Annotated in this window: 21 protein-coding genes and 1 pseudogene; 16 read left to right on the top strand and 6 right to left on the bottom strand. The window is 64.5% G+C overall.

The annotated features are described in order from the left end of the window. Positions 1 to 156 precede the first annotated feature (156 nt). Entirely contained in the window at positions 157 to 2,070 is a 1,914-nt protein-coding gene (locus tag IB255_RS00325; protein WP_081519439.1) for an ATP-binding cassette domain-containing protein, read from the top strand. 62 nt (positions 2,071 to 2,132) lie between these two features. Beyond that, positions 2,133 to 2,819 carry a DUF6901 family protein gene (locus IB255_RS00320; RefSeq protein WP_081519440.1) on the top strand — a complete coding sequence of 229 codons (687 nt, stop codon included), beginning with the start codon at positions 2,133 to 2,135 and terminating at the stop codon, positions 2,817 to 2,819. 43 nt (positions 2,820 to 2,862) lie between these two features. Here IB255_RS00320 and IB255_RS00315 read toward each other — a convergent pair whose 3' ends face one another. Further along, positions 2,863 to 3,303 carry a universal stress protein gene (locus tag IB255_RS00315; RefSeq protein WP_024766849.1) on the bottom strand — a complete coding sequence of 147 codons (441 nt, stop codon included), beginning with the start codon at positions 3,301 to 3,303 and terminating at the stop codon, positions 2,863 to 2,865. Between the two features lie 81 nt (positions 3,304 to 3,384). On the opposite strand from IB255_RS00315, the gene IB255_RS00310 reads away from it, so the two are divergent. After that, positions 3,385 to 3,819 (top strand): hypothetical protein, encoded by a 435-nt coding sequence (locus tag IB255_RS00310; RefSeq protein WP_081519441.1) that lies wholly within the window; start codon positions 3,385 to 3,387, stop codon positions 3,817 to 3,819. 5 nt (positions 3,820 to 3,824) lie between these two features. Here the strand turns inward: IB255_RS00310 and IB255_RS00305 are convergent, their stop codons facing one another. Beyond that, positions 3,825 to 4,631: a hypothetical protein gene (locus tag IB255_RS00305; RefSeq protein WP_081519442.1), complete on the bottom strand. Its 807-nt coding sequence runs from the start codon at positions 4,629 to 4,631 to the stop codon at positions 3,825 to 3,827. Positions 4,632 to 5,105: 474 nt separating this feature from the next. Here IB255_RS00305 and fadB point away from each other — a divergent pair, with 474 nt between their 5' ends. From fadB to IB255_RS00275, 6 genes are all read left to right on the top strand, one after another. Further along, positions 5,106 to 7,253: a fatty acid oxidation complex subunit alpha FadB gene (gene fadB, locus IB255_RS00300; RefSeq protein ID WP_081519443.1), complete on the top strand. Its 2,148-nt coding sequence runs from the start codon at positions 5,106 to 5,108 to the stop codon at positions 7,251 to 7,253. Between the two features lie 30 nt (positions 7,254 to 7,283). Continuing rightward, positions 7,284 to 8,459: an acetyl-CoA C-acyltransferase FadA gene (gene fadA, locus IB255_RS00295; protein ID WP_081519444.1), complete on the top strand. Its 1,176-nt coding sequence runs from the start codon at positions 7,284 to 7,286 to the stop codon at positions 8,457 to 8,459. 123 nt (positions 8,460 to 8,582) lie between these two features. After that, a complete protein-coding gene (locus IB255_RS00290) occupies positions 8,583 to 8,846 on the top strand; it encodes a DUF1653 domain-containing protein (protein ID WP_045211689.1) in 264 nt (87 codons plus the stop codon). A 92-nt stretch (positions 8,847 to 8,938) separates the two neighbouring features. Then, a complete protein-coding gene (gene topA / locus IB255_RS00285; RefSeq protein WP_081519445.1) occupies positions 8,939 to 11,545 on the top strand; it encodes a type I DNA topoisomerase in 2,607 nt (868 codons plus the stop codon). 67 nt (positions 11,546 to 11,612) lie between these two features. Beyond that, the gene (locus IB255_RS00280; protein ID WP_081519446.1) at positions 11,613 to 12,134 is read left to right on the top strand and encodes a DUF6586 family protein; all 522 of its coding nucleotides are present in this window, start codon (positions 11,613 to 11,615) and stop codon (positions 12,132 to 12,134) included. Positions 12,135 to 12,241: 107 nt separating this feature from the next. Further along, positions 12,242 to 12,481 (top strand): hypothetical protein, encoded by a 240-nt coding sequence (locus tag IB255_RS00275; RefSeq protein WP_045211682.1) that lies wholly within the window; start codon positions 12,242 to 12,244, stop codon positions 12,479 to 12,481. A 44-nt stretch (positions 12,482 to 12,525) separates the two neighbouring features. Here the strand turns inward: IB255_RS00275 and sulA are convergent, their stop codons facing one another. Then, entirely contained in the window at positions 12,526 to 12,999 is a 474-nt protein-coding gene (sulA, locus tag IB255_RS00270; protein ID WP_081519447.1) for an SOS-induced cell division inhibitor SulA, read from the bottom strand. Between the two features lie 13 nt (positions 13,000 to 13,012). Next, positions 13,013 to 13,627, bottom strand: coding sequence for a transcriptional repressor LexA (gene lexA / locus IB255_RS00265; RefSeq protein ID WP_026079098.1), 615 nt, complete (start codon positions 13,625 to 13,627; stop codon positions 13,013 to 13,015). Between the two features lie 262 nt (positions 13,628 to 13,889). Between lexA and IB255_RS00260 the strand changes: the two genes are divergently transcribed. The 4 genes from IB255_RS00260 to IB255_RS00245 are packed head-to-tail and all read left to right on the top strand — an operon-like array spanning position 13,890 to position 16,944. Continuing rightward, positions 13,890 to 14,606 carry a TetR/AcrR family transcriptional regulator gene (locus IB255_RS00260; protein ID WP_017519280.1) on the top strand — a complete coding sequence of 239 codons (717 nt, stop codon included), beginning with the start codon at positions 13,890 to 13,892 and terminating at the stop codon, positions 14,604 to 14,606. A 56-nt stretch (positions 14,607 to 14,662) separates the two neighbouring features. After that, positions 14,663 to 15,187, top strand: coding sequence for a L,D-transpeptidase (locus tag IB255_RS00255; protein WP_081519448.1), 525 nt, complete (start codon positions 14,663 to 14,665; stop codon positions 15,185 to 15,187). A gap of 11 nt (positions 15,188 to 15,198) precedes the next feature. Continuing rightward, on the top strand, positions 15,199 to 16,197 hold the full coding sequence (gene nagZ / locus IB255_RS00250; protein ID WP_081519449.1) for a beta-N-acetylhexosaminidase: 999 nt from the start codon (positions 15,199 to 15,201) through the stop codon (positions 16,195 to 16,197). A 9-nt stretch (positions 16,198 to 16,206) separates the two neighbouring features. Further along, positions 16,207 to 16,944 carry an S-methyl-5'-thioinosine phosphorylase gene (locus IB255_RS00245; protein ID WP_081519450.1) on the top strand — a complete coding sequence of 246 codons (738 nt, stop codon included), beginning with the start codon at positions 16,207 to 16,209 and terminating at the stop codon, positions 16,942 to 16,944. A 119-nt stretch (positions 16,945 to 17,063) separates the two neighbouring features. On the opposite strand, the gene IB255_RS00240 is transcribed toward IB255_RS00245, so the two are convergent. Together IB255_RS00240 and mfd are read right to left on the bottom strand one after the other, a co-directional pair. Beyond that, a complete protein-coding gene (locus IB255_RS00240; protein WP_081519451.1) occupies positions 17,064 to 17,726 on the bottom strand; it encodes a CsiV family protein in 663 nt (220 codons plus the stop codon). A gap of 11 nt (positions 17,727 to 17,737) precedes the next feature. Further along, positions 17,738 to 21,202, bottom strand: coding sequence for a transcription-repair coupling factor (gene mfd / locus IB255_RS00235; protein ID WP_081519452.1), 3,465 nt, complete (start codon positions 21,200 to 21,202; stop codon positions 17,738 to 17,740). Between the two features lie 140 nt (positions 21,203 to 21,342). Between mfd and IB255_RS00230 the strand changes: the two genes are divergently transcribed. The 3 genes and pseudogenes from IB255_RS00230 to IB255_RS00220 all read left to right on the top strand — a co-directional run bounded on the left by IB255_RS00230 (position 21,343) and on the right by IB255_RS00220 (position 25,458). Next, on the top strand, positions 21,343 to 22,809 hold the full coding sequence (locus tag IB255_RS00230; RefSeq protein ID WP_081519453.1) for a glyceraldehyde-3-phosphate dehydrogenase: 1,467 nt from the start codon (positions 21,343 to 21,345) through the stop codon (positions 22,807 to 22,809). Between the two features lie 108 nt (positions 22,810 to 22,917). Next, positions 22,918 to 24,285, top strand: a pseudogene (locus tag IB255_RS00225) (amino acid permease); the annotation flags it as partial. 144 nt (positions 24,286 to 24,429) lie between these two features. Beyond that, positions 24,430 to 25,458 (top strand): FAD:protein FMN transferase, encoded by a 1,029-nt coding sequence (locus tag IB255_RS00220; protein ID WP_412548106.1) that lies wholly within the window; start codon positions 24,430 to 24,432, stop codon positions 25,456 to 25,458. The last annotated feature ends 193 nt before the right edge of the window (positions 25,459 to 25,651 follow it).

The following is a 25,651-nucleotide window of genomic DNA, read 5'->3' as shown; positions in this document are numbered from 1 at the left end:
GTAGCTTAGCCTGTTGCGCGCGGGGGGTGAAAGCGCCACCAGGGCTGCCTGGCTCAAAGGCGGACGAATGTCTCGCCCCGGCACTTTGTCCGCACCCCTCTGACTTTTCCGCGCTTTCCCTTAAACTGCGCGCCCTGTTTTACGGAAGATGCCCTCATGACCCTGCTCAAGTTAACCGACGTGTCCCTCGCCTTCGGCACCACTCCGCTGCTGGATAAGGTGTCCTGGCAGATCGCTCGCGGTGAGCGGGTCTGCATCATCGGCCGCAACGGCACCGGCAAGTCGAGCATGCTCAAGCTGGTCAAGGGCGAGCAGAAGCCCGATGACGGCGACATCTGGCGCGCCCCCTCGCTGAAGATCGGCGAGCTGCCGCAGGAGCTGCCGCGGGCCGACGATCGCACCGTCTACGACGTGGTCGCCGAAGGCCTGGCCGAAGTCGGTGAGCTGCTGGCGCAGTACCACCACCTGAGCATGCACATCGAAAGCGAAGAGGACCTGAACAAGCTGGCGCGCGTCCAGCAGGACCTCGAAGCCCGCGATGGCTGGCGCCTGGGGCAACTGGTGGACACCACCCTGAGCCGCCTGCAGCTGCCGGCCGACAAGACCCTCGCCGAGCTCTCCGGTGGCTGGCGCCGCCGCGTGCTGCTGGCCCAGGCGCTGGTGGCCGAGCCCGACCTGCTGCTGCTGGACGAGCCGACCAACCACCTGGACATCGGCGCCATCGCCTGGCTGGAAAACGCCCTGGCGGACTTCCCCGGCGCCGTGCTGTTCATCACCCACGACCGCTCCTTCCTGCAGGCCGTGGCGACCCGCATCCTCGAGCTGGACCGCGGCCACCTGATCGACTGGAACGGCGACTACGCCAGCTTCCTCGTCCATAAAGAGCAGGAACTGGCGGCGGAAGAGGCGGCCAACGCGCTGTTCGACAAGCGCCTGGCCCAGGAGGAAGTGTGGATTCGCCAGGGCATCAAGGCCCGCCGCACCCGTAACGAAGGCCGCGTGCGCGCGCTGAAGGCGATGCGCAACGAACGCGCCGAACGCCGCGAGCGCCAGGGCAAGGCCAGCTTCCAGATGGAGACGGCCGAGAAGTCCGGCAAGCAGGTGATCGTCGTCGAGAAGGCCGGCTTTGCCCATCCGGGCGGCCCGGCGCTGATCCGTGATTTCTCCCTGGTGCTGCAGCGCGGCGACCGTATCGGCCTGCTGGGCGCCAACGGCACCGGCAAGACCACGCTGCTCAAGCTGCTGCTGGGCGACCTGCAGCCGACTTCGGGCAGCGTCAAGGAAGGCACCCGACTGGAAGTGGCTTATTTCGACCAGCTGCGTCACCAGCTGGAGCCGGAAAAGACCGTCATCGACAACATTTCCGAAGGTCGCGAATTCATCACGATCAATGGGCAGAATCGCCACGTCCTCAGCTACCTGGGCGACTTCCTGTTCTCCCCGCAGCGCGCCCGTACCCCGGTGAAAGCGCTCTCCGGCGGCGAGCGGGCACGCCTGTTGCTGGCGAAGTTGTTCAGCAAGCCGGCCAACCTCCTGGTGCTGGACGAACCGACCAACGACCTGGACGTGGAAACCCTGGAACTGCTGGAAGAAGTGCTGCTGACCTTCGACGGCACCGTATTGATGGTCAGCCACGACCGGGCCTTCCTCGACAACGTGGTGACCAGCACTCTGGTGTTCGAAGGCGAAGGGCGCGTGCGCGAATTCGTCGGTGGCTACCAGGACTGGCTGCGCCAGGGCGGCTCGCCCAAGTTGCTCGGCGTGGGTGAGGAGAAGGGCGACAAGCCCGCTGCCGCACCAGTCGCCGAAGTGCCTGTGGCGGCACCTGCTGCGGTGGAAGCGGCGGCGCCGAAGAAGAAGCTGAGCTACAAGCTGCAGCGCGAGCTGGAGGCCATTCCCGGGCAGATCGACGCTCTGGAGGCAGAAATGGCTGCGCTGCAAGCAGAAACCGCAGCGCCGAATTTCTACCAGCGTCCGCCCACCGAGGCGCAGGCTGTTCTGGATCGCCTGGGGTCGCTGCAAGGGGAGCTGGACCAACTGATCGAGCGCTGGGCCGAACTGGAAGAGTGATCCGTTCGGTCCGGTGATGTGCCTGTGCGTATCGCTGATCAAAGACTGTTAGGGATGGCCGAATGGCAATCGAGTACCGCATCACCCTGGATGATGAGCACGAGTTCAGTTACCGCATCGAGCTGGAGCGCCAGTACGACGCCCAGATAGCCGCCCAGACCCCGCGCTGGACGCGTCTGGAGAACAACCGTTGCAGCAACTGCCCGCTGAACCCGGCGCAGTACAGCCACTGCCCGGCGGCGGTGGACCTGCACCGGGTGATCGAGGATTTTCGTGGTTTGCCGGCCTTCAAGAAGGTCTCGGTGCAGGTACGCACGCCGGAGCGCGAGTACATCAAGCACGCGGGGCTGGAAGAGGGCCTGCGCGCGCTGCTCGGGGTGATCATGGCCACCAGTGCCTGCCCGCTGCTGGGCAAGCTCAAGCCGATGGCGCAACAGCACCTGCCGTTCGCCAGCAACCAGGAGTTCATCCTGCGCGCGGTGTCGCTGTACCTGATGCGCCAGTACTTCAATTTCCGTGAAGGGCGGCATGCGGATTGGGAATTGAAGGGGCTGGTGAAGCAGTTCCAGCAGTTGCAGTTGGTGAACCAGGCGTTCTGGCAGCGGATTCACGAGACCTGCGACGGCGACTCGAACCTGAAGGCTTTCCTCAGTTTCTTCTCCATGGCGTCGAGCATGAGCTATTCGCTGGAGGCGCAACTGCAGAAGGTGCGGCCGCTGCTGATGAGCGGGGACATGCTCGGGGCCTGAAACGCAGCGGGCCCCGCAGGGCCCGCCGTCTACCCAGGTTGGCTCAGCTGGTTTTCTGCAGGCGCACGGCGAGGACATCGCAGGGCGCACCGTGCAGCACGTCGTTGGCGGTGGAGCCCAGCAGCAGGGCGAGGCCGTGGCGGCCGTGGCTACCGACGACGATCAGGTCGCAGTCCTGCTCATCGGCAAGGCGGTGGATTTCCTGGCGCGGCTGGCCGTAGACCAGGTGGCACTGGGAGCTGGTGATTTCGGCGTAGGTGAGGGTGAACTGGTGCAGGCGTTCCTTGGCCTGGTCGAATTGCTGCTGTTGCAGCATCGACAGGTCCATCGGCACGTCGCCGCCGAAGGCCATGGCCATGGGCTCGACCACATGCACCGCCGAGAGCCGGGCATCGTTGGCCTTGGCCAGTGCGACCGCCCGCTTCATCACCGGATCGCATTCTTCGGTAAGGTCGACGGCGACCAGAATGTGTTGGTAGGGCATGAGCGTCTCCTCCGGGGGACTCGTTATTAATCAGTATGGCCCCAATGGCCGTGCTTGACCTGTTTGACCGGTATAACCGATATGACCACGTGGATGGTAATCCTGCTCATTGCATTGGTGCTCAGCCCGCTGACCTGGCTGATCCCTTCGCGCGGCCAGCGCGGGCAGATGGACCTGCGCCTGCAGGCGCGACGCCTGGGCCTGGCCATGCAGATGGCGCAGCAGGAATGGCCCCACTGGCTGGAACGGCAGCCGCCGCGCCAGTGCGCGCAGTACCACCGCGCCCGCGGGAAGAACCGCGATGTCTGGTGCTACTGGCAGAGCGAGCCGGGCGTCTGGCTGGATCGCTGGCGCGAGGCGAGCGCCCCTGCCGAGCTGGCCCAGGCGCTGGCCAGCCTGCCGAAGGACGTCTACAAGGTCGAGGCGACACCCCAGTTCCTCGCGCTGTACTGGGGCGAGCGGGGCGACAGCAGCGACCTCGAGCGGGTCGCCAGCTTCCTTAAACAGCATGCCTGAGGCGATCAGCTCTGCTGCGCGGCATAGAGACCGGAGACTTTCTCCAGGTCTTCGATGATGCGGTCGGAGTACTTGTTGATCAGGAAGGGCACGCTGTTCTGGTTGTAGTTCTGCAGCGATTTCTCGATGTAGCGCCACTTGATCGCCACGCCGCGTAGCTCCTGGCCGATCTCCGGCGTGGTCTGCGGCGCCTGCTGCAGCTTCACCAGGTTGATCGCGAAGCGGTTGGCCAGGTCGTCCAGCGGGCGCTCCTCGCCGCCGCCGAAGAAGCTGGCGCCCACCGAGGCGTTGCGCGAGGCGTAGTCCACCGCGATGTCCTGCATCAGCAGGCTCTGCTCGCGGGTCTGCTGGGTCAGCGGCGGGACCTTGCTGCCGCTTTCCTCCTGGATTTTCGCGTAGAGCTGCTCTGCGGTGTCCAGCAGCTTGCGGTTCTGCGCCGCGAGGTCAGCCACCGGTTGCAGGTCGGTGTAGCCGCTCTTGTCCAGCGCGCCGGTGAGGACGTGCAACTGAGCCGCGTAGGCCTTCCATTCGTCCTGCAGTTCGGTCTTGAGCTTCTTCGATTCGGTGCCGGGCATTTCCCCGAGCTTGCCCAGGGCGTCGGTGGCGCTCTGCGACGAGGTCTCGACCATCCTGGCGTACTTCTGGTCGCCCTCCATCGCATTGAACATGAAGAAGTCGCCGAGGCTGCGTTGGGCGGCGAGGCGCGTCTGGTGGACATTGAGCAGGTCGCTGGCGGCGTCGGCGGCAGCGATGAGGGGCAGGGCGGTGAGCGCGAGCGCAGACAGCAGACGCACTAGCGGACGGCTGGGCATCGTTCCAACTCCTTGGAGCCATGGGCTTCTTGTTGTTTTGTATTCCACAGGTTCCAGGCGTCTGCCGGCGTTGGCAGAAGGCAGATCGCCATTGCGCCCGACTCTAGCGCGGGCCATGGGGTTTGAACAGTGGCTGTCGGGACGTCGGTGCCAGGTAACAATTGTCACGATAGGCGTGGTGAATAGCTCATCAGGGTTGCGCTGAATGCTCCGGCCCAGACGCCCCGGCCGCTTTGCGACTGTTACGTCTCGCCGATTGACAAGCATTGGCTTTTGCTAGAAGGTGGGCGCACCCAAATCAAACGGGCGTATGAATCGATCGTTTGCCACGTGCGAAGGATCCAACATAACGCCCCGGCTATCGCGTCGGCGGGTGTGCCGCAAGCTTTGGGACTAACCTCGGCACCGCCGAGCGGTCCCGATACACGGTGTCCGACGTGTGATTTCAAGCTTCCCTAGCGTGGAGATCAGTTGATGATTTACCAAGGTAAAGCCATCACGGTTAAGGCTCTTGAGAGCGGCATCGTCGAACTGAATTTCGACCTCAAGGGCGAGTCCGTCAACAAGTTCAACCGACTCACCCTGAATGAACTGCGTCAAGCAGTCGATACCATCAAGGCCGATGCGTCCGTCAAGGGCGTGATCGTGACCAGCGGCAAGGGCGTGTTCATCGTCGGCGCCGACATCACCGAGTTCGTCGACAACTTCAAGCTGCCTGACGAAGAGCTGCTGGCCGGCAACCTCGAAGCCAACAAGATCTTCAGCGACTTCGAAGACCTGAACGTTCCGACCGTAGCCGCGATCAACGGCATCGCCCTGGGCGGCGGTCTGGAAATGTGCCTGGCTGCCGACTTCCGTGTCATGAGCGCCACCGCCAAGGTCGGCCTGCCGGAAGTGAAGCTGGGCATCTACCCGGGCTTCGGCGGCACCGTTCGCCTGCCGCGCATCATCGGTTGCGACAACGCAGTCGAGTGGATCGCCTCGGGCAAGGAAAACCGTGCTGAAGACGCGCTGAAAGTCGGTGCCGTCGACGCCGTTGTGGCTCCGGAGCAGCTGCAAGCCGCCGCCCTGGACCTGGTCAAGCGCGCCATCGCCGGCGAGCTGGACCACAAGGCCCGCCGTCAGCCGAAGCTGGAAAAGCTCAAGCTGAACGCCATCGAGCAGATGATGGCCTTCGAAACCGCCAAGGGCTTCGTCGCAGGCCAGGCCGGCCCGAACTACCCGGCTCCGGTCGAAGCGATCAAGTCGATCCAGAAAGCCGCCAACTTCGGTCGTGACAAGGCGCTGGAAATCGAAGCCCAGGGCTTCGTGAAGCTGGCCAAGACCTCGGTTGCGCAGAGCCTGATCGGCCTGTTCCTCAACGACCAGGACCTGAAGAAGAAGGCCAAGCAGTACGACGAGATCGCCAAGGACGTGAAACTGGCCGCCGTACTGGGCGCCGGCATCATGGGTGGCGGCATCGCCTACCAGTCCGCTTCCAAGGGCACTCCGATCCTGATGAAGGATATCCGCGAAGAGGGTATCCAGATGGGTCTGAACGAGGCCTCGAAGCTGCTGGGCAAGCGCGTCGAAAAAGGCCGCATGACCCCGGCCAAGATGGCCGAGGCCCTGAACGCCATTCGCCCGACCATGTCCTACGGCGACTTCGGCAACGTCGACATCGTCGTCGAAGCCGTGGTCGAGAATCCGAAGGTCAAGCAGATCGTTCTGGCCGAAGTTGAAGGCGTAGTGAAGGAAGACGCTGTCCTCGCGTCGAACACCTCCACCATCTCCATCAACCTGCTGGCCAAGGCGCTCAAGCGTCCGGAAAACTTCGTCGGCATGCACTTCTTCAACCCGGTGCACATGATGCCCCTGGTCGAAGTCATCCGCGGCGAGAAGTCCAGTGACGTCGCCGTCGCCACCACCGTGGCCTACGCCAAGAAGATGGGCAAGAACCCCATCGTGGTGAATGACTGCCCCGGCTTCCTGGTCAACCGCGTGCTGTTCCCGTACTTCGGCGGCTTCTCCAAGCTGCTGGGCTTCGGTGTGGACTTCGTGCGCATCGACAAGATCATGGAGAAGTTCGGCTGGCCCATGGGCCCGGCCTATCTGTCCGACGTGGTCGGCATCGACACCGGCCACCACGGCCGTGACGTGATGGCTGAAGGCTTCCCGGACCGCATGGCCGTGGAAGGCAAGACTGCCGTCGACGTGATGTACGACGCCAACCGCCTGGGTCAGAAGAACGGCAAGGGCTTCTACGCCTACGAGACCGACAAGCGCGGCAAGCCGAAGAAAGTCACCGATCCGCAGGCTTATGAGCTGCTGAAGTCCATCGTCACCGAGCAGCGCGAGCTGACCGACGAGGACATCATCAACTTCATGATGATCCCGCTGTGCCTGGAAACCGTGCGCTGCCTGGAAGATGGCATCGTCGAGACCGCTGCCGAGGCCGACATGGGCCTGATCTACGGCATCGGCTTCCCTCCCTTCCGTGGCGGTGCCCTGCGTTACATCGACTCCATCGGTGTGGCCGAATTCGTCGCACTGGCCGACCAGTACGCCGACCTGGGTGCGCTGTACCACCCGACCGCGAAGCTGCGTGAAATGGCCAAGAACGGCCAGAAGTTCTTCGGTTGAGTGCGCAACGAATAGAGCGAGAGTGAATTTATGAGCCTGAATCCGAGAGACGCCGTCATTGTCGACTTCGGCCGCACCCCGATGGGCCGTTCGAAGGGTGGCATGCACCGCAACACCCGCGCGGAGAACATGTCCGCGCACCTGATCAGCAAGCTCCTGGAGCGCAACCCGAAGATCGACCCGGCGGAAGTCGAGGACGTGATCTGGGGCTGCGTGAACCAGACCCTGGAGCAGGGCTGGAACATCGCACGCATGGCGTCGCTGATGACCCAGATCCCGCACACCAGCGCCGGCCAGACCGTCAGCCGCCTGTGCGGCTCGTCCATGAGCGCCCTGCACACTGCCGTGCAGGCGATCCAGACCGGCAACGGTGACGTCTTCGTCATCGGCGGCGTGGAGCACATGGGCCACGTCGGCATGATGCACGGCGTCGACCCGAACCCGCACATGTCCCTGTACGCCGCCAAGGCGTCGGGCATGATGGGCCTGACCGCCGAAATGCTGGGCAAGATGCACGGCATCACCCGCGAGGCGCAGGACAAGTTCGGCGTGCGTTCGCACCAGCTGGCCTGGAAAGCGACTCAGGAAGGCAAGTTCAAAGACGAAATCATCCCGATGGAAGGTTACGACGAGAACGGCTTCCTGAAGGTCTTCGACTTCGACGAAACCATCCGTCCGGAAACCACCCTGGAAAGCCTGGCGGCCCTGAAGCCGGCCTTCAACCCGAAGGGCGGCACCGTGACGGCGGGTACTTCCTCGCAGATCACTGACGGCGCTTCCTGCATGATCGTCATGAGCGCCCAGCGCGCCCAGGACCTCGGCGTGCAGCCGATGGCCGTGGTTCGCGCCATGGCCGTGGCGGGCGTTGATCCGGCGATCATGGGCTACGGCCCGGTTCCGTCGACCAACAAGGCGCTCAAGCGTGCCGGCCTGACCATCAACGACATCGACTTCTTCGAGCTCAACGAAGCCTTCGCCGCACAGGCCCTGCCGGTGCTGAAGGACCTCAAGATCCTCGACAAGATGGAAGAGAAGGTCAACCTGCACGGCGGCGCCATCGCCCTGGGTCACCCGTTCGGCTGCTCCGGTGCGCGTATCTCCGGCACCCTGCTGAACGTGATGAAGCAGAACAGTGGCACCCTGGGCGTGTCCACCATGTGCGTGGGCCTCGGTCAGGGCATCACCACCGTCTTCGAACGCGTCTAAGCTTTCGTCGATGGGAGAGCCGGGGCCTTGTGCCCCGGCTTTCGTTTTTGTCGGGCGGGGATTGCCCGATGGCCGCGCAATGAGCACAATCGCCGCCTTTTGGCCGGCCGAGGGAGAACCGACATGCACTTGCAGCCCGGACTGTATCGACATTACAAGGGACAGCAGTACCGCGTTCTCGGCGTCGCCCGGCACTCGGAGACCGAGGAAGAGCTGGTGATCTACCAGGCGCTGTACGGCGAATTCGGCCTCTGGGTACGCCCGCTGAGCATGTTCACCGAGGCGGTGGAAGTGAATGGCGAGAACGTTCCGCGCTTTGCTCTGGTGAGCGCCGAAAACGATCCGCTGGGTCTTCAGACCGGCCCGTCCGGCGAAACCCAAGCTTGACCTTGGCGCGACCGCCACTATATATAGCGGTGCCGCTCCTAGCTCCTCCCTCCTTATAAATTCATCTTTTCGACGCAGGAATATTCCGATCCATGGGTAAATCGCTGGTCATCGTGGAATCACCGGCCAAGGCCAAGACCATCAACAAGTACCTGGGCAACCAGTACGTGGTGAAGTCGAGCATCGGCCACATCCGCGACCTGCCCACCAGCGGCTCGTCCGCGTCGAAGGAGCCTGCGGCAAAAACGCGCAAGACCGCTGCCGAGGCGCCGGCCCTGTCGCCGAAGGAGAAGGCCAAGCGCCAGCTCGTCACCCGCATGGGCGTCGACCCGGAGCACGGCTGGAAGGCCAAGTACGAGATCCTGCCCGGCAAGGAAAAGGTGATCGAGGAACTGCGCCGCCTGGCCAAGGATGCCGACACCATCTATCTCGCAACCGACTTGGACCGCGAAGGGGAGGCCATTGCCTGGCACCTGCGCGAGGCCATCGGCGGCGACGACTCGCGCTACAAGCGCGTGGTCTTCAACGAAATCACCAAGAAGGCCATCCAGGAGGCCTTCTCCCAGCCCGGCGAGCTGGATATCAACCGCGTGAATGCCCAGCAGGCACGCCGCTTCCTCGATCGCGTGGTGGGCTACATGGTCTCGCCGCTGCTGTGGGCCAAGATCGCCCGTGGCCTGTCCGCCGGCCGCGTGCAGTCGGTGGCGGTGAAGCTGGTGGTCGAGCGTGAGCGCGAGATCCGTGCCTTCGTTCCCGAAGAGTACTGGGAAGTGCACGCCGACCTCGGCACGCCGAAGAACGACAAGGTCCGCTTTGAAGTGGTGCGCGAGAAGGGCGAAGCCTTCAAGCCGCTGAACGAAGCTCAGGCCACTGCTGCCCTGGAGAAGCTCAAGGCCTCCAGCTACAGCATCGCCAAGCGCGAAGACAAGCCGACTTCCAGCAAGCCCTCGGCACCGTTCATCACCTCCACCCTGCAGCAGGCCGCGAGCAACCGCCTGGGCTTCGGGGTGAAGAAGACCATGATGATGGCCCAGCGTCTCTACGAAGCCGGCTACATCACCTATATGCGTACCGACTCGACCAACCTGTCGGCCGACGCCATCGACATGGTGCGCGGCTTCATCGACAGCGAATTCGGCAAGAAATACCTGCCGGCCAAGCCGAACTTCTACTCCAGCAAGGAAGGCGCCCAGGAAGCTCACGAAGCGATTCGTCCTTCTGACGTCAACCTGCGTCCGACCCAGCTGTCGGGCATGGAGCGCGACGCCGAGCGCCTGTATGACCTGATCTGGCGCCAGTTCGTGGCCTGCCAGATGCCGCCGGCCGAGTACCTGTCCACCACCGTCAGCGCGGCTGCCGGTGACTTCGAGCTGCGCGCCAAGGGCCGCATTCTCAAGTTCGACGGCTACACCAAGGTGCTGCCGCAGCAGAGCAAGCCGGGCGAGGATGACGTCCTGCCGGAAATGAACCAGGGCGACGCGATGAAGCTGCTCAAGCTCGATCCGAGCCAGCACTTCACCAAGCCGCCGGCGCGCTTCTCCGAAGCCAGCCTGGTCAAGGAACTGGAAAAGCGCGGCATCGGCCGTCCGTCCACCTACGCGGCGATCATCTCCACCATCCAGGAGCGCGGCTACGTCACCACCCACAATCGCCGCTTCTACGCGGAAAAGATGGGCGACATCGTCACCGACCGCCTCAACGAGAGCTTCTCCAACCTGATGGACTACGGCTTCACCGCCGGCATGGAAGAGAACCTCGATGACGTGGCCCAGGGCGAGCGCGACTGGAAAAACGTGCTGGACGAGTTCTACGGCGACTTCCGCAAGAAGCTCGACCTGGCCGAAGCCTCCAACGACGGCATGCGCGCCAACCAGCCGACCCTGACCGACATCCCCTGCCGCGAGTGCGGCCGGCCGATGATGATCCGTACCGCCTCCACCGGCGTGTTCCTCGGCTGCTCGGGCTACAGCCTGCCGCCGAAAGAGCGCTGCAAGGCGACCGTCAACCTGATTCCGGGCGACGAAATCGCCGCGGATGACGAGGGCGAATCCGAGTCCCGCGTACTGCGTGGCAAGCACCGCTGCCCGATCTGCAGCACCGCGATGGACGCCTACCTGGTCGACGAGAAGCGCAAGCTGCACATCTGCGGCAACAACCCGGATTGCGCCGGCTACGAGATCGAGGAAGGCCAGTACCGCATCAAGGGCTACGAAGGCCCGAGCCTGGAATGCGACAAGTGCGGCAGCGAGATGCAACTCAAGACCGGCCGCTTCGGCAAGTTCTTCGGCTGCACCAACCCGACCTGCAAGAACACCCGCAAGTTGCTGAAGAGCGGCGAGCCCGCGCCGCCGAAGATGGATGCCATCCGCATGCCGGAACTCAAGTGCGAGAAGGTGGACGACATCTACGTACTGCGTGACGGCGCTTCCGGCCTGTTCCTGGCCGCCAGCCAGTTCCCGAAGAACCGCGAGACCCGTGCTCCGCTGGTTGCCGAGCTGGTGCCGCACAAGGAAGAGCTGGACCCGAAGTACCACTTCCTGCTCGCAGCTCCCGCGAAAGACCCGGATGGCCGCCCGGCGGTAATCCGTTTCAGCCGTAAGACCAAGGAGCAGTACGTACAGTCCGAGGTTGATGGCAAGCCCACCGGCTGGCGCGCGTTCTTCGACGGTGGCAAGTGGAAGGTCGAAGACAAGCGCTGATGGAAGGCGCGCCCCGCTGAGGCGGGGCGTGCTTATACTGCCGAAGTCGACTGCAGAGGGCCCGGTCATGGCGAACGAACTCTATACCCGTACCAACCAGAAGCTGTTCTTCGCCGGCCTTGCCCTGGAAGCCTGGCGCAGCGCCGAAGCGGCGCGTACGATGAATGCCCAGGCGCGCATCCAGGCTGAACGCGAAGCGGCGCTGTTCCATCTCTACGGAGCGGTGCTGGGCGTAGCCCATGAGATCGCTGGCTACTACCGCCTGCCCCAGGCCGGCGCGCCGCGCGTCGATATGCTGCTGAATGCCGAGGTACTGGCTGCCGCGCCAAGCCCGGAGCTGGCGGAGATGGTCGAGCTGGCGCAATCGCCGGAAGCCTGGCTGGGTCGCCTGCTGGCCGCCTATGCCGCGTTGTTCCAGCCGCCGAGCGAGCCGAGGAAAGCCAAGGTCGATCCGACCCAGCCTCTGATCCAGGCGGTGAATGTCGACGACGAGGCGCCGGCCGAGTTGGGCAATGACGAGCTGGAAACCTGGCGTAAATCCCTGAAGGACCTGGTGCTGCGCTTCCGCGCATCGCTTACCGAGCTCTGATCCCTGCATCACAACCCGCCGGCCTTCCGGTCGGTCCGCGCAAGCTTTGGCTAGGGTGTGGCGGGTGTGGCTGTTACACTACGCGTTCTGCTGTGGAGAACGTCGCTATGCCAACCTCATTTCTGGAAATTGTCGAGCTGCCTGACGGGCGTATCGTGCTGCGTCGTGCGGACGAGGAGGAGGCGCTGGTGACCCTGGAGTTCTCCGCCGATGCCAAGGGCTTCCTGCAGGGCCAGCACATCGAGATCGCCAAGGCGATGTTCAATGTGGGTGTACAGATGGCCGGCCGTCTCGCCGAAGGCGGTGACATGAGCATGGACGACGAAGGTCCGCGCGTCCTGCATTGAGTTCTTCCGCTTCGCCGCGTTCGCGGCGAAGCTTCCCGATCAGATCAACCCAGACGAATATTCAGGCTCTGCGCCTGGCCGGCAACGGCGGCGCGGGACAGTTGCGCGCGCGCTTTCGCGCTGAGATTGAGCCAGCTCACCACGGTGTGGCTGTTGCCCAGGCGCAGCGCTTCGCAGGCCAGGGCCTGGGCGGCGGCCTGATCGCGGGCCGGAAGCAGCAGGATGCCCTGGCGGTTCAGGCCGGCCTTGCGCAGCCAGTCCGGAGTCAGGCTGGACGGCGGAGCGATCAGGGTCAGCCAGCGCGAATCACTTTCCTCGCTCAGCTCGCGGAGCATCGGCGCCAGCAACATCAGGCACTGGCCGGGGAGGCCGCGCAGGGCGATCTCGCTGAAGGCGCTTTCGTCGGCGACGGGCTCTTCTTCCATCAGCTCCGGAAGCAGGGGAGCAGTACCGCTTGCCCAGAGTGCTTCCTGGAACAGCGGGAGTTGCGGCAGGTTCTGCGGCTGCGGGTACTGCATGGGTGTCTCCTGTTCAGCGACGGATCACGCCGACGCTCAAGCCTTCGATGACCAGTTCCTGTTCCTTGAGGTCGACCTCGATGGGGGCGAACTCCGGGTTCTCGGCGAGCAGCCAGACCTTGCTGCCTTCGCGCTTGAAGCGCTTCACCGTGACCTCTTCACCCAGGCGGGCGACGACGATCTGGCCGTTGCGCGCCTCGCGGGTGACATGCACGGCGAGCAGGTCGCCATCCATGATGCCAACGTCCTTCATGCTCTGGCCGCGCACGCGCAGCAGGTAGTCGGCCGGCGGGTTGAAGAAGGTGGGGTTGATCCGGCAGGTGTCATCGACATTCTGCTCGGCGAGGATCGGTGCGCCGGCGGCGACGCGGCCGATGATCGGCAATTCGTCGTCATTGGCGGCGGCCTTGGGTTCGAAGCCGGGGATGCGGATGCCACGGGAGGCGCCCGGGGTCATCTCGATGGCGCCTTTGCGGGCGAGGGCCTTCAGGTGCTCCTCGGCGGCGTTGGGCGACTTGAAGCCGAGCTCCTGGGCGATTTCCGCGCGGGTGGGCGGGTAGCCGTTGGCTTCCAGGCAGCGTTTGATGAAGGCGAGGATCTCGGCTTGGCGCGGCGTGAGCTTCAGCATGTCCATACTCTGGCTTTTTATACAGTGCCTGGAATTATATACAGTGATGGCGGGCTGGCAATGCTTTTATTGGGTGCGGCTGTCGGTGGAACGTTCGTGCATGTAACCTTTGGGCGTTGGCAGGCGTCTTGCTGTAGATCCTCATCGATTCAGGCGTCTCGTCGCATTGCCATGATATTGGTAACAATCCATCGCACTTTGCTTGACAATACAAGACGCTGAAACGTATGTTTCAAACAAGTGTTTGTCAGGCGGAGTAGCCATGGCCCAGTCGGAAACCGTCGAACGCATCCTGGATGCTGCGGAACAGCTGTTCGCGGAGAAAGGCTTCGCCGAAACCTCCCTGCGTCTGATCACCAGCAAGGCGGGGGTGAATCTCGCGGCGGTGAACTATCACTTCGGCTCGAAGAAGGCGCTGATCCAGGCGGTCTTCTCGCGCTTCCTCGGCCCGTTCTGCGCCAGCCTCGAGAAGGAGCTGGATCGCCGTCAGGCCAAGCCCGATGCGCCGCGCGCCACCCTGGAGGAGCTGCTCGAACTGCTCGTGGTCCAGGCCATGGCGGTGAAGCCGCGCAGCGGCAACGACCTGTCGATCTTCATGCGCCTGCTGGGCTTGGCGTTCAGCCAGAGCCAGGGCCACCTGCGCAAGTACCTCGAAGAGGTCTACGGCAAGGTATTCCGCCGCTACATGCTGCTGGTGCATGAGTCCGCGCCGCGCCTGCCGCCGCTGGAACTGTTCTGGCGCGTGCACTTCATGCTGGGTACCGCGGTGTTCAGCATGTCCGGCATCAAGGCGCTGCGCGCCATGGCCGAGAACGATTTTGGCGTGAACACTTCCATCGAGCAGGTGATGCGCCTGATGGTGCCGTTCCTTGCTGCCGGCATGCGTGCCGACAGCGGCGTCAGTGATCCCTCGCTGGCGGGTGCGCAGCTCAAGCCGCGCACCAAGTCGAGTGCCGCCCAGGCGCCCGCCAAGGTCTGATCCGGGCCCGGCTTCACGCTGGGCTGCGTCGGCCCGATCGGCTACAGTAGCCGGCCATGGCTGATCTCGATCTTCTCCATATCTCCCTTGCTGACCAGATGCTCTACGGCTTCGCCGCAGGGCGCCTTGTCGTGCGCGTTCCGGTATCCAGCGCCGCCAACGGCGCGGGGGAGCGCAACGGCTCCGGCTGCACGCCACGCGGCTTGCACCAGGTCCGTGCACGCATCGGCGATGGCTTGCCCAAAGGCGCGGTACTGAAGGGGCGACGCTGGACTGGCGAGACCTGGACGGCCGTGCTTCACGAGGCATTTCCCGGCCGCGACTGGATCCTCTCGCGCATCCTCTGGCTCAGCGGCTGCGAGCCGGGGCGCAATCGGATGGGCGAGGTCGATACCTTCCGCCGCTACATCTATCTGCACGGCACGCCGGACTGTGAGCCCATGGGCACGCCGCTGTCCCACGGCTGTATCCGCCTGCGCAATGATGACCTGCTGGAACTCTTCCCGCAGGTGCCGCTCCATTGCCGGGTCCGAATCGAAGAACCCGCCTGTCCCGAGTGGCAGGTGGCGCAACTGAATTGAAAGGAATGCACATGCAAGGCTCCCTGATGCTCGACATCGGCGGCACCTGGCTTACCGCCGAGGACCGCCAGATCCTGCGCCACCCGGAAGTCGGTGGCCTGATCATCTTTGCCCGCAACATCGAATCGCCGCGCCAGGTGCGTGAGCTGATGGCTGCCATCCGCGCCGTACGCCCCGACCTGCTGCTGGCGGTGGACCAGGAGGGCGGTCGCGTGCAGCGCCTGCGCCAGGGCTTCCTGCGCCTGCCGGCGATGCGCGCCATCGCCGATAACGCCAATGCCGAACGACTGGCCGAGCAGTGCGGCTGGCTGATGGCGACCGAGGTGCTGGCGGTAGGGCTGGACCTGAGCTTCGCCCCGGTACTGGACCTGGATCACCAGCGTAGCGCCGTGGTCGGCAGCCGGGCCTTCGAAGGCGATCCGCAGCTCGCCGTTGCGCTGGCTGGCGCCTTTATCCGTGGCATGCGCGCCGCCGGCATGGCTTCCACCGGCAAGCACTTCCCTGGCCACGGCTGGGCGGAAGTGGATTCCCATGTGGGGATTCCCGAGGACGAGCGCACACTTGAACAGATCCGCGCCGTGGACCTGGTGCCGTTCCAGCGCCTGTCCGGCGAGCTGGATGCGCTGATGCCGGCCCACGTGATCTACCCGCAGGTCGACCCTAACCCCGCCGGCTTCTCCCGCCGCTGGCTGCAGGACATCCTGCGTGGCGAGCTGGGCTTCGACGGGGTGATCTTCAGTGATGACCTGTCCATGGCCGGCGCCCATGTGGTCGGCGATGCTGCCAATCGCATCGAGGCTGCGCTGAGCGCTGGCTGCGACATGGGCCTGGTGTGCAATGACCGCGCCTCCGCCGAACTGGCCCTGAGCGCCCTGCAGCGACTCAAGGTCAGCGCGCCGCAACGTCTGCAACGCATGCGCGCCAAGGCCTGGCCGGGTGTCGAATACAAGCAGCAACCGCGCTGGCAACAAGCCGTCGGCGAACTGCGCGCCGCACAACTGATTGATTAAGGATTTGCCATGACTGTCTACGCCATCATCGGCGGCACCGGCCTGACCCAGCTGGAAGGGTTGACCCTGAAGGACGCCATCGAGCTAGATACGCCCTACGGCGCGCCTTCGGCGGCCATCCAGCGCGGCGAGTTCGCCGGTCGCGAGGTGCTCTTCCTCGCCCGCCATGGCCACCCGCATCGCTTCCCGCCGCACCAGGTGAACTACCGCGCCAACCTCTGGGCGCTGAAGCAGGCTGGCGCCGAAGCCATCCTTGCGGTGAACGCTGTGGGAGGCATCCACGCCGCCATGGGCAGCGGCCATCTCTGCGTGCCGCATCAGATCGTCGACTACACCTGGGGCCGCGAGCACACCTATTTCGCCGGTGATATCGAGCACGTTACCCACATCGACTTCAGCCTCCCCTATGACGAGCCGCTGCGGCTCAAGCTGATCGCCGCCCTGCAGGCGCTAGGTTATGCCTACAGCAGCCATGGCGTGTATGCCGTTACCCAGGGCCCGCGCCTGGAGACCGTGGCGGAAGTCGCCAAGCTGGAGCGTGACGGTTGCGACATCATCGGCATGACCGGCATGCCCGAGGCCGCACTGGCCCGCGAACTGGACCTGCCCTACGCCTGCCTGTCGCTGGTGGTGAACCCGGCAGCCGGCAAGTCCAGCGGCATCATCACCATGGCCGAGATCGAGCAGGCGCTGCACGAAGGCATCGGCAAGGTGCGCGAGGTGCTGGGGCGTGTACTCATAAGCTGACGCTCTCTGCAAGAACGGGCCATGCCCGCGAATCGCTTGGCGCCGTGCCTTGCAGGTTCGCGAGCAAGCCCGCTTCTTTGAAGAGCAAGAAAAAGCCCGGCGAATGCCGGGCTTTTTGTTTATTGCGCGGGCTGTGCCGGCGGTGGGGCTTCGAAGCCGCCGTCTGCCGGTGCGGCCGGAGCCTGTTGCTGTTGCGGCGCATCCGGGCCGGTCGGCGCTTCGTCTTCCATGCCGGGCGGCGGAGCGGAGGCGGGCTTGGCGTTGAGTGGGGTCACCTTGATCAGCATGCCCAGGCTCGGGTGGTCGAGGTAGGTCAGCACGCTGTTCTTCAGGCTGGCTTCCTGGACCATGTGCTGGCTGGCGGCGAGCAGGCCGTCCTGGCCGAACTGATTGATCCAGAAGTCGGTCTGGGTGTTCACGAAGCGCTGCTGGCTGAGGGTGACGGTGCCTTCCACCGGGAAGTGGCCGTCACGCTGGGCGCCTTCGCTCAGGGAAATCTTCACCGGGTTGGCATCGATTTCCTGGCGCCAGGCCTTGTGCATCAGCACCTGGAAGCCTTCGTTCTGCTTGAGCTTGGCCACCTGGGCGTCCATTGCGGTGGGGCGCGAGCTGTCCGGGCCCGGCGGTTGCGCGCCCTTGGCCCAGTCGTCGGGTGCGGGGCGGCTGGCGAACACGGCGTCGCCAGATTGCTGGAAGAGGATCAGCTCCACCTGGTAGGGCTCGGCGAAGGCGGCTGGCGACAGAAGCGCCAGAGACAGCAGCAAGGGTTGGAACAGGCGCATGCACAGGGTCCTTAATGAGTCTGTGGCGTGAGGCGCTCGAGCAGCGCTTCCAGCGTGTTGAACCGTTCTTCCGGGCGCTCCATGGGCACCTGGAACTTGAAGAGGGTGGCCCCTTCGAATTTGTACCGATTGGGCTGGCTCTGGATCATCTTGATCAGCACCAGCGGGTCGACGCAGGTATCGGCGGCGAATTCTACCCGTCCGCCCTGTGGGCCGGCATCTACCTTCACGATCCCGAGCTTTTCTGCCTGCAGTTTCAGCAAAGTCAGACGGATCAGGTTCTTCGCCGGGTCAGGCAGCAGGCCGAAGCGGTCGATCATCTCCACCTGCAGCTCGCGCAGGCCGTCCTCGTCGGCGGCGTTGGCGATGCGCTTGTAGAGGATCAGGCGGGCGTGAACGTCCGGCAAGTAATCCTCGGGGATCAGCGCCGGTACGCGCAGGTTGATGTCCGGACCGCCGCCCAGTGGTTGTTCGAGATTCGGCTGCTCGCCCTTGCGGATGGCCTTCACCGCGCGTTCGAGCATTTCCATGTAGAGGGTGAAACCCACCGCCTGGATCTGTCCGCTCTGGCCGTCGCCGAGCAACTCGCCGGCGCCACGGATTTCCAGGTCGTGGGTCGCCAGCACGAAACCGGCGCCCAGGTCCTGGGCGTTGGCGATGGCTTCCAGGCGCTTCTCGGCGTCCGGCGTCATCTGCTTGCGCGGCGGGGTGAGCAGGTAGGCGTAGGCCTGGTGGTGGCTGCGGCCGACGCGCCCGCGCAGCTGGTGCAGCTGGGCCAGGCCGAACTTGTCGGCGCGCTCGATGAGGATGGTGTTGGCGCTCGGCACGTCGATACCGGTCTCGATGATGGTCGAGGCCACCAGCACGTTGAAGCGCTTGTGGTAGAAGTCGCTCATCACCCGTTCCAGGTCGCGCTCGTTCATCTGCCCGTGGCCGATACCGATGCGCGCCTCGGGAACCAGCTCCGCCAGGTCGCGGGCGCACTTCTCGATGGTCTTCACTTCGTTGTGCAGGAAGTACACCTGGCCGCCGCGCAGCAGTTCGCGCAGCAGGGCTTCCTTGATCACCGACTTCTGTTCCTCCATGACGAAGGTACGCACGGACAGGCGGCGCGCCGGCGGCGTGGCGATGATCGACAGGTCACGCATGCCGGCCACCGCCATGTTGAGCGTGCGCGGGATCGGCGTGGCGGTGAGGGTAAGGATGTCCACCTCGCTGCGCAGGGCCTTGAGCTGCTCCTTCTGGCGTACGCCGAAACGGTGCTCCTCGTCGATGATGACCAGGCCGAGGTTCTTGAACTTCACATCGTCCTGCAGCAGCTTGTGGGTGCCGATGACGATGTCGACCTTGCCCTCGGCCAGCTGCGCCACGGCGCCTTCGACTTCCTTGGCGGACTTGAAGCGGCTCATGACCTCCACGCTCACCGGCCAGTCGGCGAAGCGGTCGCGGAAGCTGTTGTAGTGCTGCTGGGCGAGGAGGGTGGTCGGGACCAGCACGGCGACCTGCTTGCCGCTGTGCACCGCAACGAAGGCCGCGCGCATGGCCACCTCGGTCTTGCCGAAGCCCACGTCGCCGCAGACCAGGCGGTCCATCGGCTTGTCGGCGAGCATGTCTGCCACCACGGCTTCGATGGCGGTCTGCTGGTCCGGGGTTTCCTCGAAGGGGAAGCCGGCGGAGAAGGTGGCGTAGTCGACCTGCGGGTCCTTGAACGCATAGCCCTTGCGCGCGGCGCGGCGGGCGTAGATGTCCAGCAGTTCGGCGGCGACGTCACGGACTTGCTCGGCGGCCTTGCGCTTGGCCTTCTGCCAGGTTTCCGAGCCCAGCTTGTGCAGCGGCGCCAGGGCGTCGTCGCTGCCGGTGTAGCGGGCGATCAGGTGCAGGTTGGCCACCGGAACGTAGAGCTTGGCTTCGTCGGCGTACTGCAGGGCGAGGAATTCGGCGTTCTGGCCGTCGATCTCCAGGGTGATCAGGCCCATGTAGCGGCCGACACCGTGGTCGATGTGCACCACCGGCGCGCCTTCGCGCAGCTCGGTGAGGTTCTTGATGACGTTCTCGCCGCCGTCGCGGGTTTTCTCGCGGCGCCGGCGCTGCATGACGCGCTGGCCGAACAGCGGGCTTTCGGCGACCAGGGCAATGCCCGGCTGGCCCTTGTCGGGGTCCAGCAGCAGGCCTTCGTCCATCGGTGCGATGGTGATCGCCAGGCGGTCCTTGTGCGCCAGGAAGCCCGGCCAGCCCTCGACTTCGAGCGGGCGCAGCTTCAGTCGCGCCAGCAGTTCCAGCAGCACCTCGCGGCGGCCGGCGGACTCGGCGGTAAAGAGGATGCGGCCGTCGAACTGCTCGATGAACTGGCGCAGGCGCGCCAGTGGCTCGCTGGCCTTGGCCTCGATGGCCAGTTCCGGCAGCGCTTGCGCGGGGAAGCGCTCGCGGCCGACGCCGCTCTCGATCGGCTCGGGGCTGACCACTACGCGCGGCCAGTTCTTCAGGCGGGCGAAGCAGTCTTCCACCGGCAGGAAGACTTCGGCCGGCGGCAGCAGCGGGCGTTCCGGGTCGTAGCGGCGGTCTTCGTAGCGGTTGCGCACGTCGGTCCAGAACTGTTCCGCGGCGCTCTCGATGCCCGGCAGGGAGAACACCTGGGTGTCCTGTGGCAGGTAGTCGAACAGCGTCGAAGTCTCGCCATCTTCGAAGAACAGCGGGATGTAGTACTCGATGCCGGCGGGTGTCAGGCCGCTGGCGAGGTCCTGGTAGATCGGGCAGCGGCGGTAGTCGACGTCGAAACGCTCGCGGAAGCGGCCACGGAAGCCGGTCACCGCTTCCTTGCGCAGCGGGAACTCGCGCGCCGGCAGCAGGCGGATGCTCTCCACCTTGTCGATGGAGCGCTGGGTTTCCGGGTCGAAGGTGCGCAGCGTCTCGATTTCGTCATCGAACAGGTCGATGCGGTAGGGCAGTTCGCTGCCCATCGGGAACAGGTCGATCAGTGCGCCGCGCACGGCGAACTCACCGTGTTCGTAGACAGTGTCCACGCAGCGGTAGCCGGCAGCCTCGAAGCGGCTGCGCATCTGCTCGACGTCGAGTTTCTGGCCGACATCCAGCACCAGGCTGCTGCCGAGCAGGAACTTGGCCGGCGCCAGGCGGTGCAGGGCGGTGGTGATCGGCACCACGAGCACGCCGCGGCGCAGTTCGGGCAACTGATAGAGCGTGGCGACGCGCTGGGAAATGATGTCCTGGTGCGGCGAGAACACGTCGTAGGGCAGAGTTTCCCAGTCCGGCAGCTGCAGCACTGGCAAATCCGGCGCGAAGAAGCGCAGCTCCTGCTCCAGGCGCTCGGCGCTCTGGCTGTCGGCGGTCAGCAACAGGGTGAAACGTTTCGCCGGCCCGGCCGCTTCAGCGATGGCCAGGCTCAGGGCGGCCCCGGAGAGGTTGCCCCAGGATTGTTTGCCGGCTGCGGTCGGCAATGTAGGGATACGCAATACGGACACGGGCAGTCTTGGCTCCGGTCGAGGAATTTGACCGGTCGGATTGTAACTATCCCGATTGACGGATGTCAGTCATACGACCGCTGCGGATTGCCGGCGATTGTTCGCGCCGTCATAATGTAGCCCCTTTTTTCTTCTCCTACATGTGGAAGGTATTGCCCGTGACCCAGAAGCCCGACCAGTGTCTCGGTGAGTGGATCGATCGTGAAGCCCTCGCGGAAGCCATGATTCCGCTGATCGGTCAGCTGTACCGTAACAACAACGTGGTGACCTCGATCTACGGCCGTGGCCTGATCAACCGTTCGGTGATCGCGATCCTCAAAGCGCACCGTTTCGCCCGTCACCGCCTGGCCGAAGAAGGCGGGCTGTCGGTTCACGACACTTTCCCGATCCTCAAGGCGATGAGCGAGCTCAAGCTGGGCGCAGCTTCGGTAGACCTGGGCAAGATGGTTGCCAAGTTCAAGACCGAAGGTAACGGCCGCAGCATCGAGCAGTTCACCAAGGACGAGCTGGCCGACGTGGTCGGCAAGCAGAACGGCGGCGCCCGCGAAGGCACCGACGTGGTCCTGTACGGCTTCGGTCGTATCGGCCGCCTGCTGGCCCGTATCCTCATCGAGAAGACCGGTGGTGGCGACGGCCTGCGCCTGCGCGCCATCGTCGTCCGCAAGGGCGCCGAGAACGACCTGGTCAAGCGCGCCAGCCTGCTGCGTCGTGACTCCGTGCATGGTCCGTTCGACGGCACCATCACCATCGATGAAGAAAACAACACCATCACCGCCAACGGCAACCTGATCCAGGTGATCTACTCCAACGACCCGGCGTCGATCGACTACACCCAGTACGGCATCAAGAAAGCCCTGCTGGTCGACAACACCGGCAAGTGGCGCGATGCCGAAGGCCTGGGCCAGCACCTGAAGTGCCCGGGTATCGACCGCGTGATCCTGACCGCTCCGGGCAAAGGTGCGCTGAAGAACGTCGTTCACGGCATCAACCATGGCGACATCACCGCTGACGACAAGATCGTTTCCGCCGCTTCCTGCACCACCAACGCCATCGTGCCGGTGCTCAAGGCTGTGAACGACCAGTACGGCATCGTCAACGGCCACGTCGAAACCGTTCACTCGTTCACCAACGACCAGAACCTGATCGACAACTTCCACAAGGGCAGCCGTCGTGGCCGCGCCGCGCCGCTGAACATGGTGATCACCGAGACTGGCGCCGCTACCGCTGCCGCCAAGGCTCTGCCGGTCCTGAAGGGCAAGCTGACCGGCAACGCCATCCGCGTTCCGACGCCGAACGTCTCCATGGCCATCCTCAACCTGAACCTGGAAAAGGCCACCAACCGCGAAGAGATCAACGAGTACCTGCGCCAGATGGCCATGCACTCGGACCTGCAGAAGCAGATCGACTTCGTATCGTCCCAGGAAGTGGTGTCCACCGACTTCGTCGGTTCCCGCCATGCGGGCGTCGTCGATGCCGAGGCGACCATCGCCAACGACAACCGCGTCGTCCTGTACGTGTGGTACGACAACGAGTTCGGCTACAGCTGCCAGGTCGTCCGCGTGATGGAAGACATGGCTGGCGTGAACCCGCCGGCTTTCCCGCGCTGATTCAGGCGGTCTAGATAAACGGGAGCTCTCGGGCTCCCGTTTTTCGTTAGTGGCACCCCCATAACCATCAATAAAATCTGCCAATTCCCGAACCTGGAAAGACTTCAAATGGATGGACAACATCTGCATGAAGGCGAGCTGAAGCGCGGTCTGAAGAACCGTCACATCCAGCTGATCGCCCTCGGCGGCGCCATCGGTACCGGCCTGTTCCTGGGCTCTGCCGGCGTGCTGCAATCCGCCGGCCCGTCGATGATCCTCGGCTACGCCATCGGCGGCTTCATCGCCTTCCTGATCATGCGCCAACTCGGCGAGATGATCGTCGAGGAGCCCGTTGCCGGCTCCTTCAGCCACTTCGCGCACAAGTACTGGGGCGGTTTCGCCGGCTTCATGTCCGGCTGGAACTACTGGGTGCTGTATATCCTGGTGGGCATGTCGGAGCTGACCGCGGTCGGCAAGTACATCCAGTTCTGGTGGCCGGACTTCCCGACCTGGGCGACGGCCGCGGTGTTCTTCGTCCTGATCAACGCTATCAACCTGTTCAACGTGAAGGCCTTCGGCGAGACCGAGTTCTGGTTCGCGATCATCAAGGTTGTCGCCATCATCGGCATGATCCTGCTCGGCGTCTGGCTGCTGGCCAGCGGCAACGGTGGTCCGCAGGCCTCGGTGAGCAACCTGTGGGCCCACGGCGGCTTCTTCCCCAATGGCTGGAAGGGCCTGGTGATGGTCCTGGCGATCATCATGTTCTCCTTCGGTGGACTGGAGCTGGTAGGTATCACCGCCGCCGAAGCCTCCGAGCCGAAGAAGGTCATCCCCAAGGCGATCAACCAGGTCATCTACCGGATCCTGATCTTCTACATCGGCGCCCTGGCCGTGCTGCTCTCGCTGTACCCCTGGGATGCCCTGCTGCAGAGCATCAACAGCGCCGGCGATCCCTACAGCGGCAGCCCGTTCGTCAAGGTCTTCTCGCTGCTGGGCAGCGAGTACGCGGCGCACATCCTGAACTTCGTGGTGCTTACCGCCGCGCTGTCGGTCTACAACAGCTGCGTGTACTGCAACAGCCGCATGCTCTTCGGCCTGGCCGAGCAGGGCGATGCCCCGCGCGCCTTCGCCAAGGTCGATGATCGCGGCGTACCGCTGCTGGCCATCGGCGTCTCGGCGTTCATCACCCTGGCCTGTGTGGTGGTCAACTACGTGATCCCGCACCAGGCGCTGGAGTTGCTGATGTCGCTGGTGGTCGCCGCGCTGGTGATCAACTGGGCGATGATCAGCCTGGCCCACATGAAGTTCCGCAAGGCCATGGTGGCCAAGGGTGTGCAGCCGTTCTTCCGAGCGCTGTGGTACCCCTACGGCAACTGGCTGTGCCTGGCCTTCGTGGTGTTCATCCTCGGCATCATGCTGCAGATTCCGGGCATCGACGTGTCGGTGTACGCGATCCCGGTGTGGATCGTGCTGATGGGTGTGTGCTACCTGTTCAAGCGCAAGTCCCCGGCCAAGGCCAGCGCCTGAACCGGTTGAGAAACGGGAGCTTCGGCTCCCGTTTTCTTTTGGTAATGCACCTTTGCCAGAGCGGAAACAGTGGCTCGGGGTGCTTGCGGTAGAATGCCCGGCGCTGGGCGGGTGATGGACGGCAGGAGGTGCCGAGTGTTGCGTGGAGGCTGGCTGTTGATGGTGCTGGTGACTGCCCTGGCGGGATGCGGGGAGTCGGTCGAACGCTTTGGTGGCCCGACCATGGGCAGCAGCTACACGGTGCAATACGTGACCACGGGCAAGGCGCCTGACACTGCAAAGCTCAAGGCTGAAGTCGACGCGATCCTGGCGAGCCTGGACGAGCAGTTCTCCACCTATCGCGACGACTCGATGATTTCGCGCTTCAACGCTCGCCCAGCCGGTAGCTGCATGGCTATGCCGGCGGACATGCTGGCGCTCTGGCGCTACGGCGAACAGCTTTCCCAGCAGAGTGGCGGCGCCTTCGACCTCACCGTCGAGCCGCTGATGAACCTCTGGGGCTTCGGCCCGCAGTCGCGCGGCGAGAAGGTTCCGGATGCCGTTGCCCTGCAGCGTGAGCGCGCCCGGGTCGGCCACCAGCATCTGCGACTGAACGGCGATCGGCTGTGCAAGGACGTCGATGCGCAGCTGGATTTCGACAGTATCGTCGCCGGCTACGCGGTGGATCAGGTCAGCGCGCGCCTGGCCGAGCTGGGCCTGACCGATTACCTGGTGGAGATCACCGGCGAGCTCAAGGCCGTGGGCCACAAGCCCGATGGCGCGCCGTGGCGCATCGCCCTTGAAGTGCCCAGCGGCGAGCGCGAGCGGCAGGTGGAGCGCTCGGTGGCGCTGGATGGCATCGGCCTGTCCACCTCCGGCGACTACCGCAACTATTTCGAGGAGGGTGGGCAGCGTTACTCGCACACCTTCGACCCGCGCACCGGTACGCCGGTCCGCCACGCGCTGGCGGCGGTCACCGTGGCGGAAGCCCAGGCCCTGCGCGCCGACGGCCTGTCGACCCTGCTGATGGTGCTGGGACCGGAGGAGGGCTATACCTTTGCCGAGCGCAATGGGCTGGCAGCCTTCTTCATCGTGCGCCAGGGCGAGGGTTTCGTGACCCGCGCGACGACGCGCTTCGAAGCGCTGTTTCCGTCGCCTGAATGAAAGCTTCGGCGGGCATGATGGCGGCCCGCAGGCTGGCAACGGCATGTAGTGGCGGCAAAATTCGCCTACCTGCCGACCAACCGCTAATGTGCAGCCTTTTGCCGCAGGGCTAAGCTGCGCCAATGATTTCGATCCGCCTCGGCGCATGTGGTGCCGAGGTTTTGCCGGGAGCGCCAAGCGAGCGCCCCGGCCT

This window comes from Pseudomonas sp. PDM22, assembly GCF_014851965.1.
In the GTDB taxonomy this organism is placed as follows: Bacteria; Pseudomonadota; Gammaproteobacteria; order Pseudomonadales; family Pseudomonadaceae; genus Pseudomonas.
Note: the sequence above shows the minus strand (reverse complement) of the source record. Positions and strands in the feature narration are given on the sequence as shown.

Coding starts and splice junctions, on each gene's coding strand:
- IB255_RS00310 (WP_081519441.1), top strand. CDS start 3,385: ATGACCACGTGGATGGTAATCCTGCTCATTGCATTGGTGCTCAGCCCG.
- IB255_RS00315 (WP_024766849.1), bottom strand. CDS start 3,303: ATGCCCTACCAACACATTCTGGTCGCCGTCGACCTTACCGAAGAATGC.
- IB255_RS00240 (WP_081519451.1), bottom strand. CDS start 17,726: ATGCGCCTGTTCCAACCCTTGCTGCTGTCTCTGGCGCTTCTGTCGCCA.
- fadB (WP_081519443.1), top strand. CDS start 5,106: ATGATTTACCAAGGTAAAGCCATCACGGTTAAGGCTCTTGAGAGCGGC.
- IB255_RS00230 (WP_081519453.1), top strand. CDS start 21,343: ATGTGGAAGGTATTGCCCGTGACCCAGAAGCCCGACCAGTGTCTCGGT.
- IB255_RS00305 (WP_081519442.1), bottom strand. CDS start 4,631: ATGCCCAGCCGTCCGCTAGTGCGTCTGCTGTCTGCGCTCGCGCTCACC.
- IB255_RS00280 (WP_081519446.1), top strand. CDS start 11,613: ATGGCGAACGAACTCTATACCCGTACCAACCAGAAGCTGTTCTTCGCC.
- IB255_RS00260 (WP_017519280.1), top strand. CDS start 13,890: ATGGCCCAGTCGGAAACCGTCGAACGCATCCTGGATGCTGCGGAACAG.
- IB255_RS00275 (WP_045211682.1), top strand. CDS start 12,242: ATGCCAACCTCATTTCTGGAAATTGTCGAGCTGCCTGACGGGCGTATC.
- fadA (WP_081519444.1), top strand. CDS start 7,284: ATGAGCCTGAATCCGAGAGACGCCGTCATTGTCGACTTCGGCCGCACC.
- sulA (WP_081519447.1), bottom strand. CDS start 12,999: ATGCAGTACCCGCAGCCGCAGAACCTGCCGCAACTCCCGCTGTTCCAG.
- topA (WP_081519445.1), top strand. CDS start 8,939: ATGGGTAAATCGCTGGTCATCGTGGAATCACCGGCCAAGGCCAAGACC.
- IB255_RS00290 (WP_045211689.1), top strand. CDS start 8,583: ATGCACTTGCAGCCCGGACTGTATCGACATTACAAGGGACAGCAGTAC.
- IB255_RS00245 (WP_081519450.1), top strand. CDS start 16,207: ATGACTGTCTACGCCATCATCGGCGGCACCGGCCTGACCCAGCTGGAA.
- nagZ (WP_081519449.1), top strand. CDS start 15,199: ATGCAAGGCTCCCTGATGCTCGACATCGGCGGCACCTGGCTTACCGCC.
- IB255_RS00320 (WP_081519440.1), top strand. CDS start 2,133: ATGGCAATCGAGTACCGCATCACCCTGGATGATGAGCACGAGTTCAGT.
- IB255_RS00220 (WP_412548106.1), top strand. CDS start 24,430: ATGGACGGCAGGAGGTGCCGAGTGTTGCGTGGAGGCTGGCTGTTGATG.
- IB255_RS00325 (WP_081519439.1), top strand. CDS start 157: ATGACCCTGCTCAAGTTAACCGACGTGTCCCTCGCCTTCGGCACCACT.
- lexA (WP_026079098.1), bottom strand. CDS start 13,627: ATGCTGAAGCTCACGCCGCGCCAAGCCGAGATCCTCGCCTTCATCAAA.
- IB255_RS00255 (WP_081519448.1), top strand. CDS start 14,663: ATGGCTGATCTCGATCTTCTCCATATCTCCCTTGCTGACCAGATGCTC.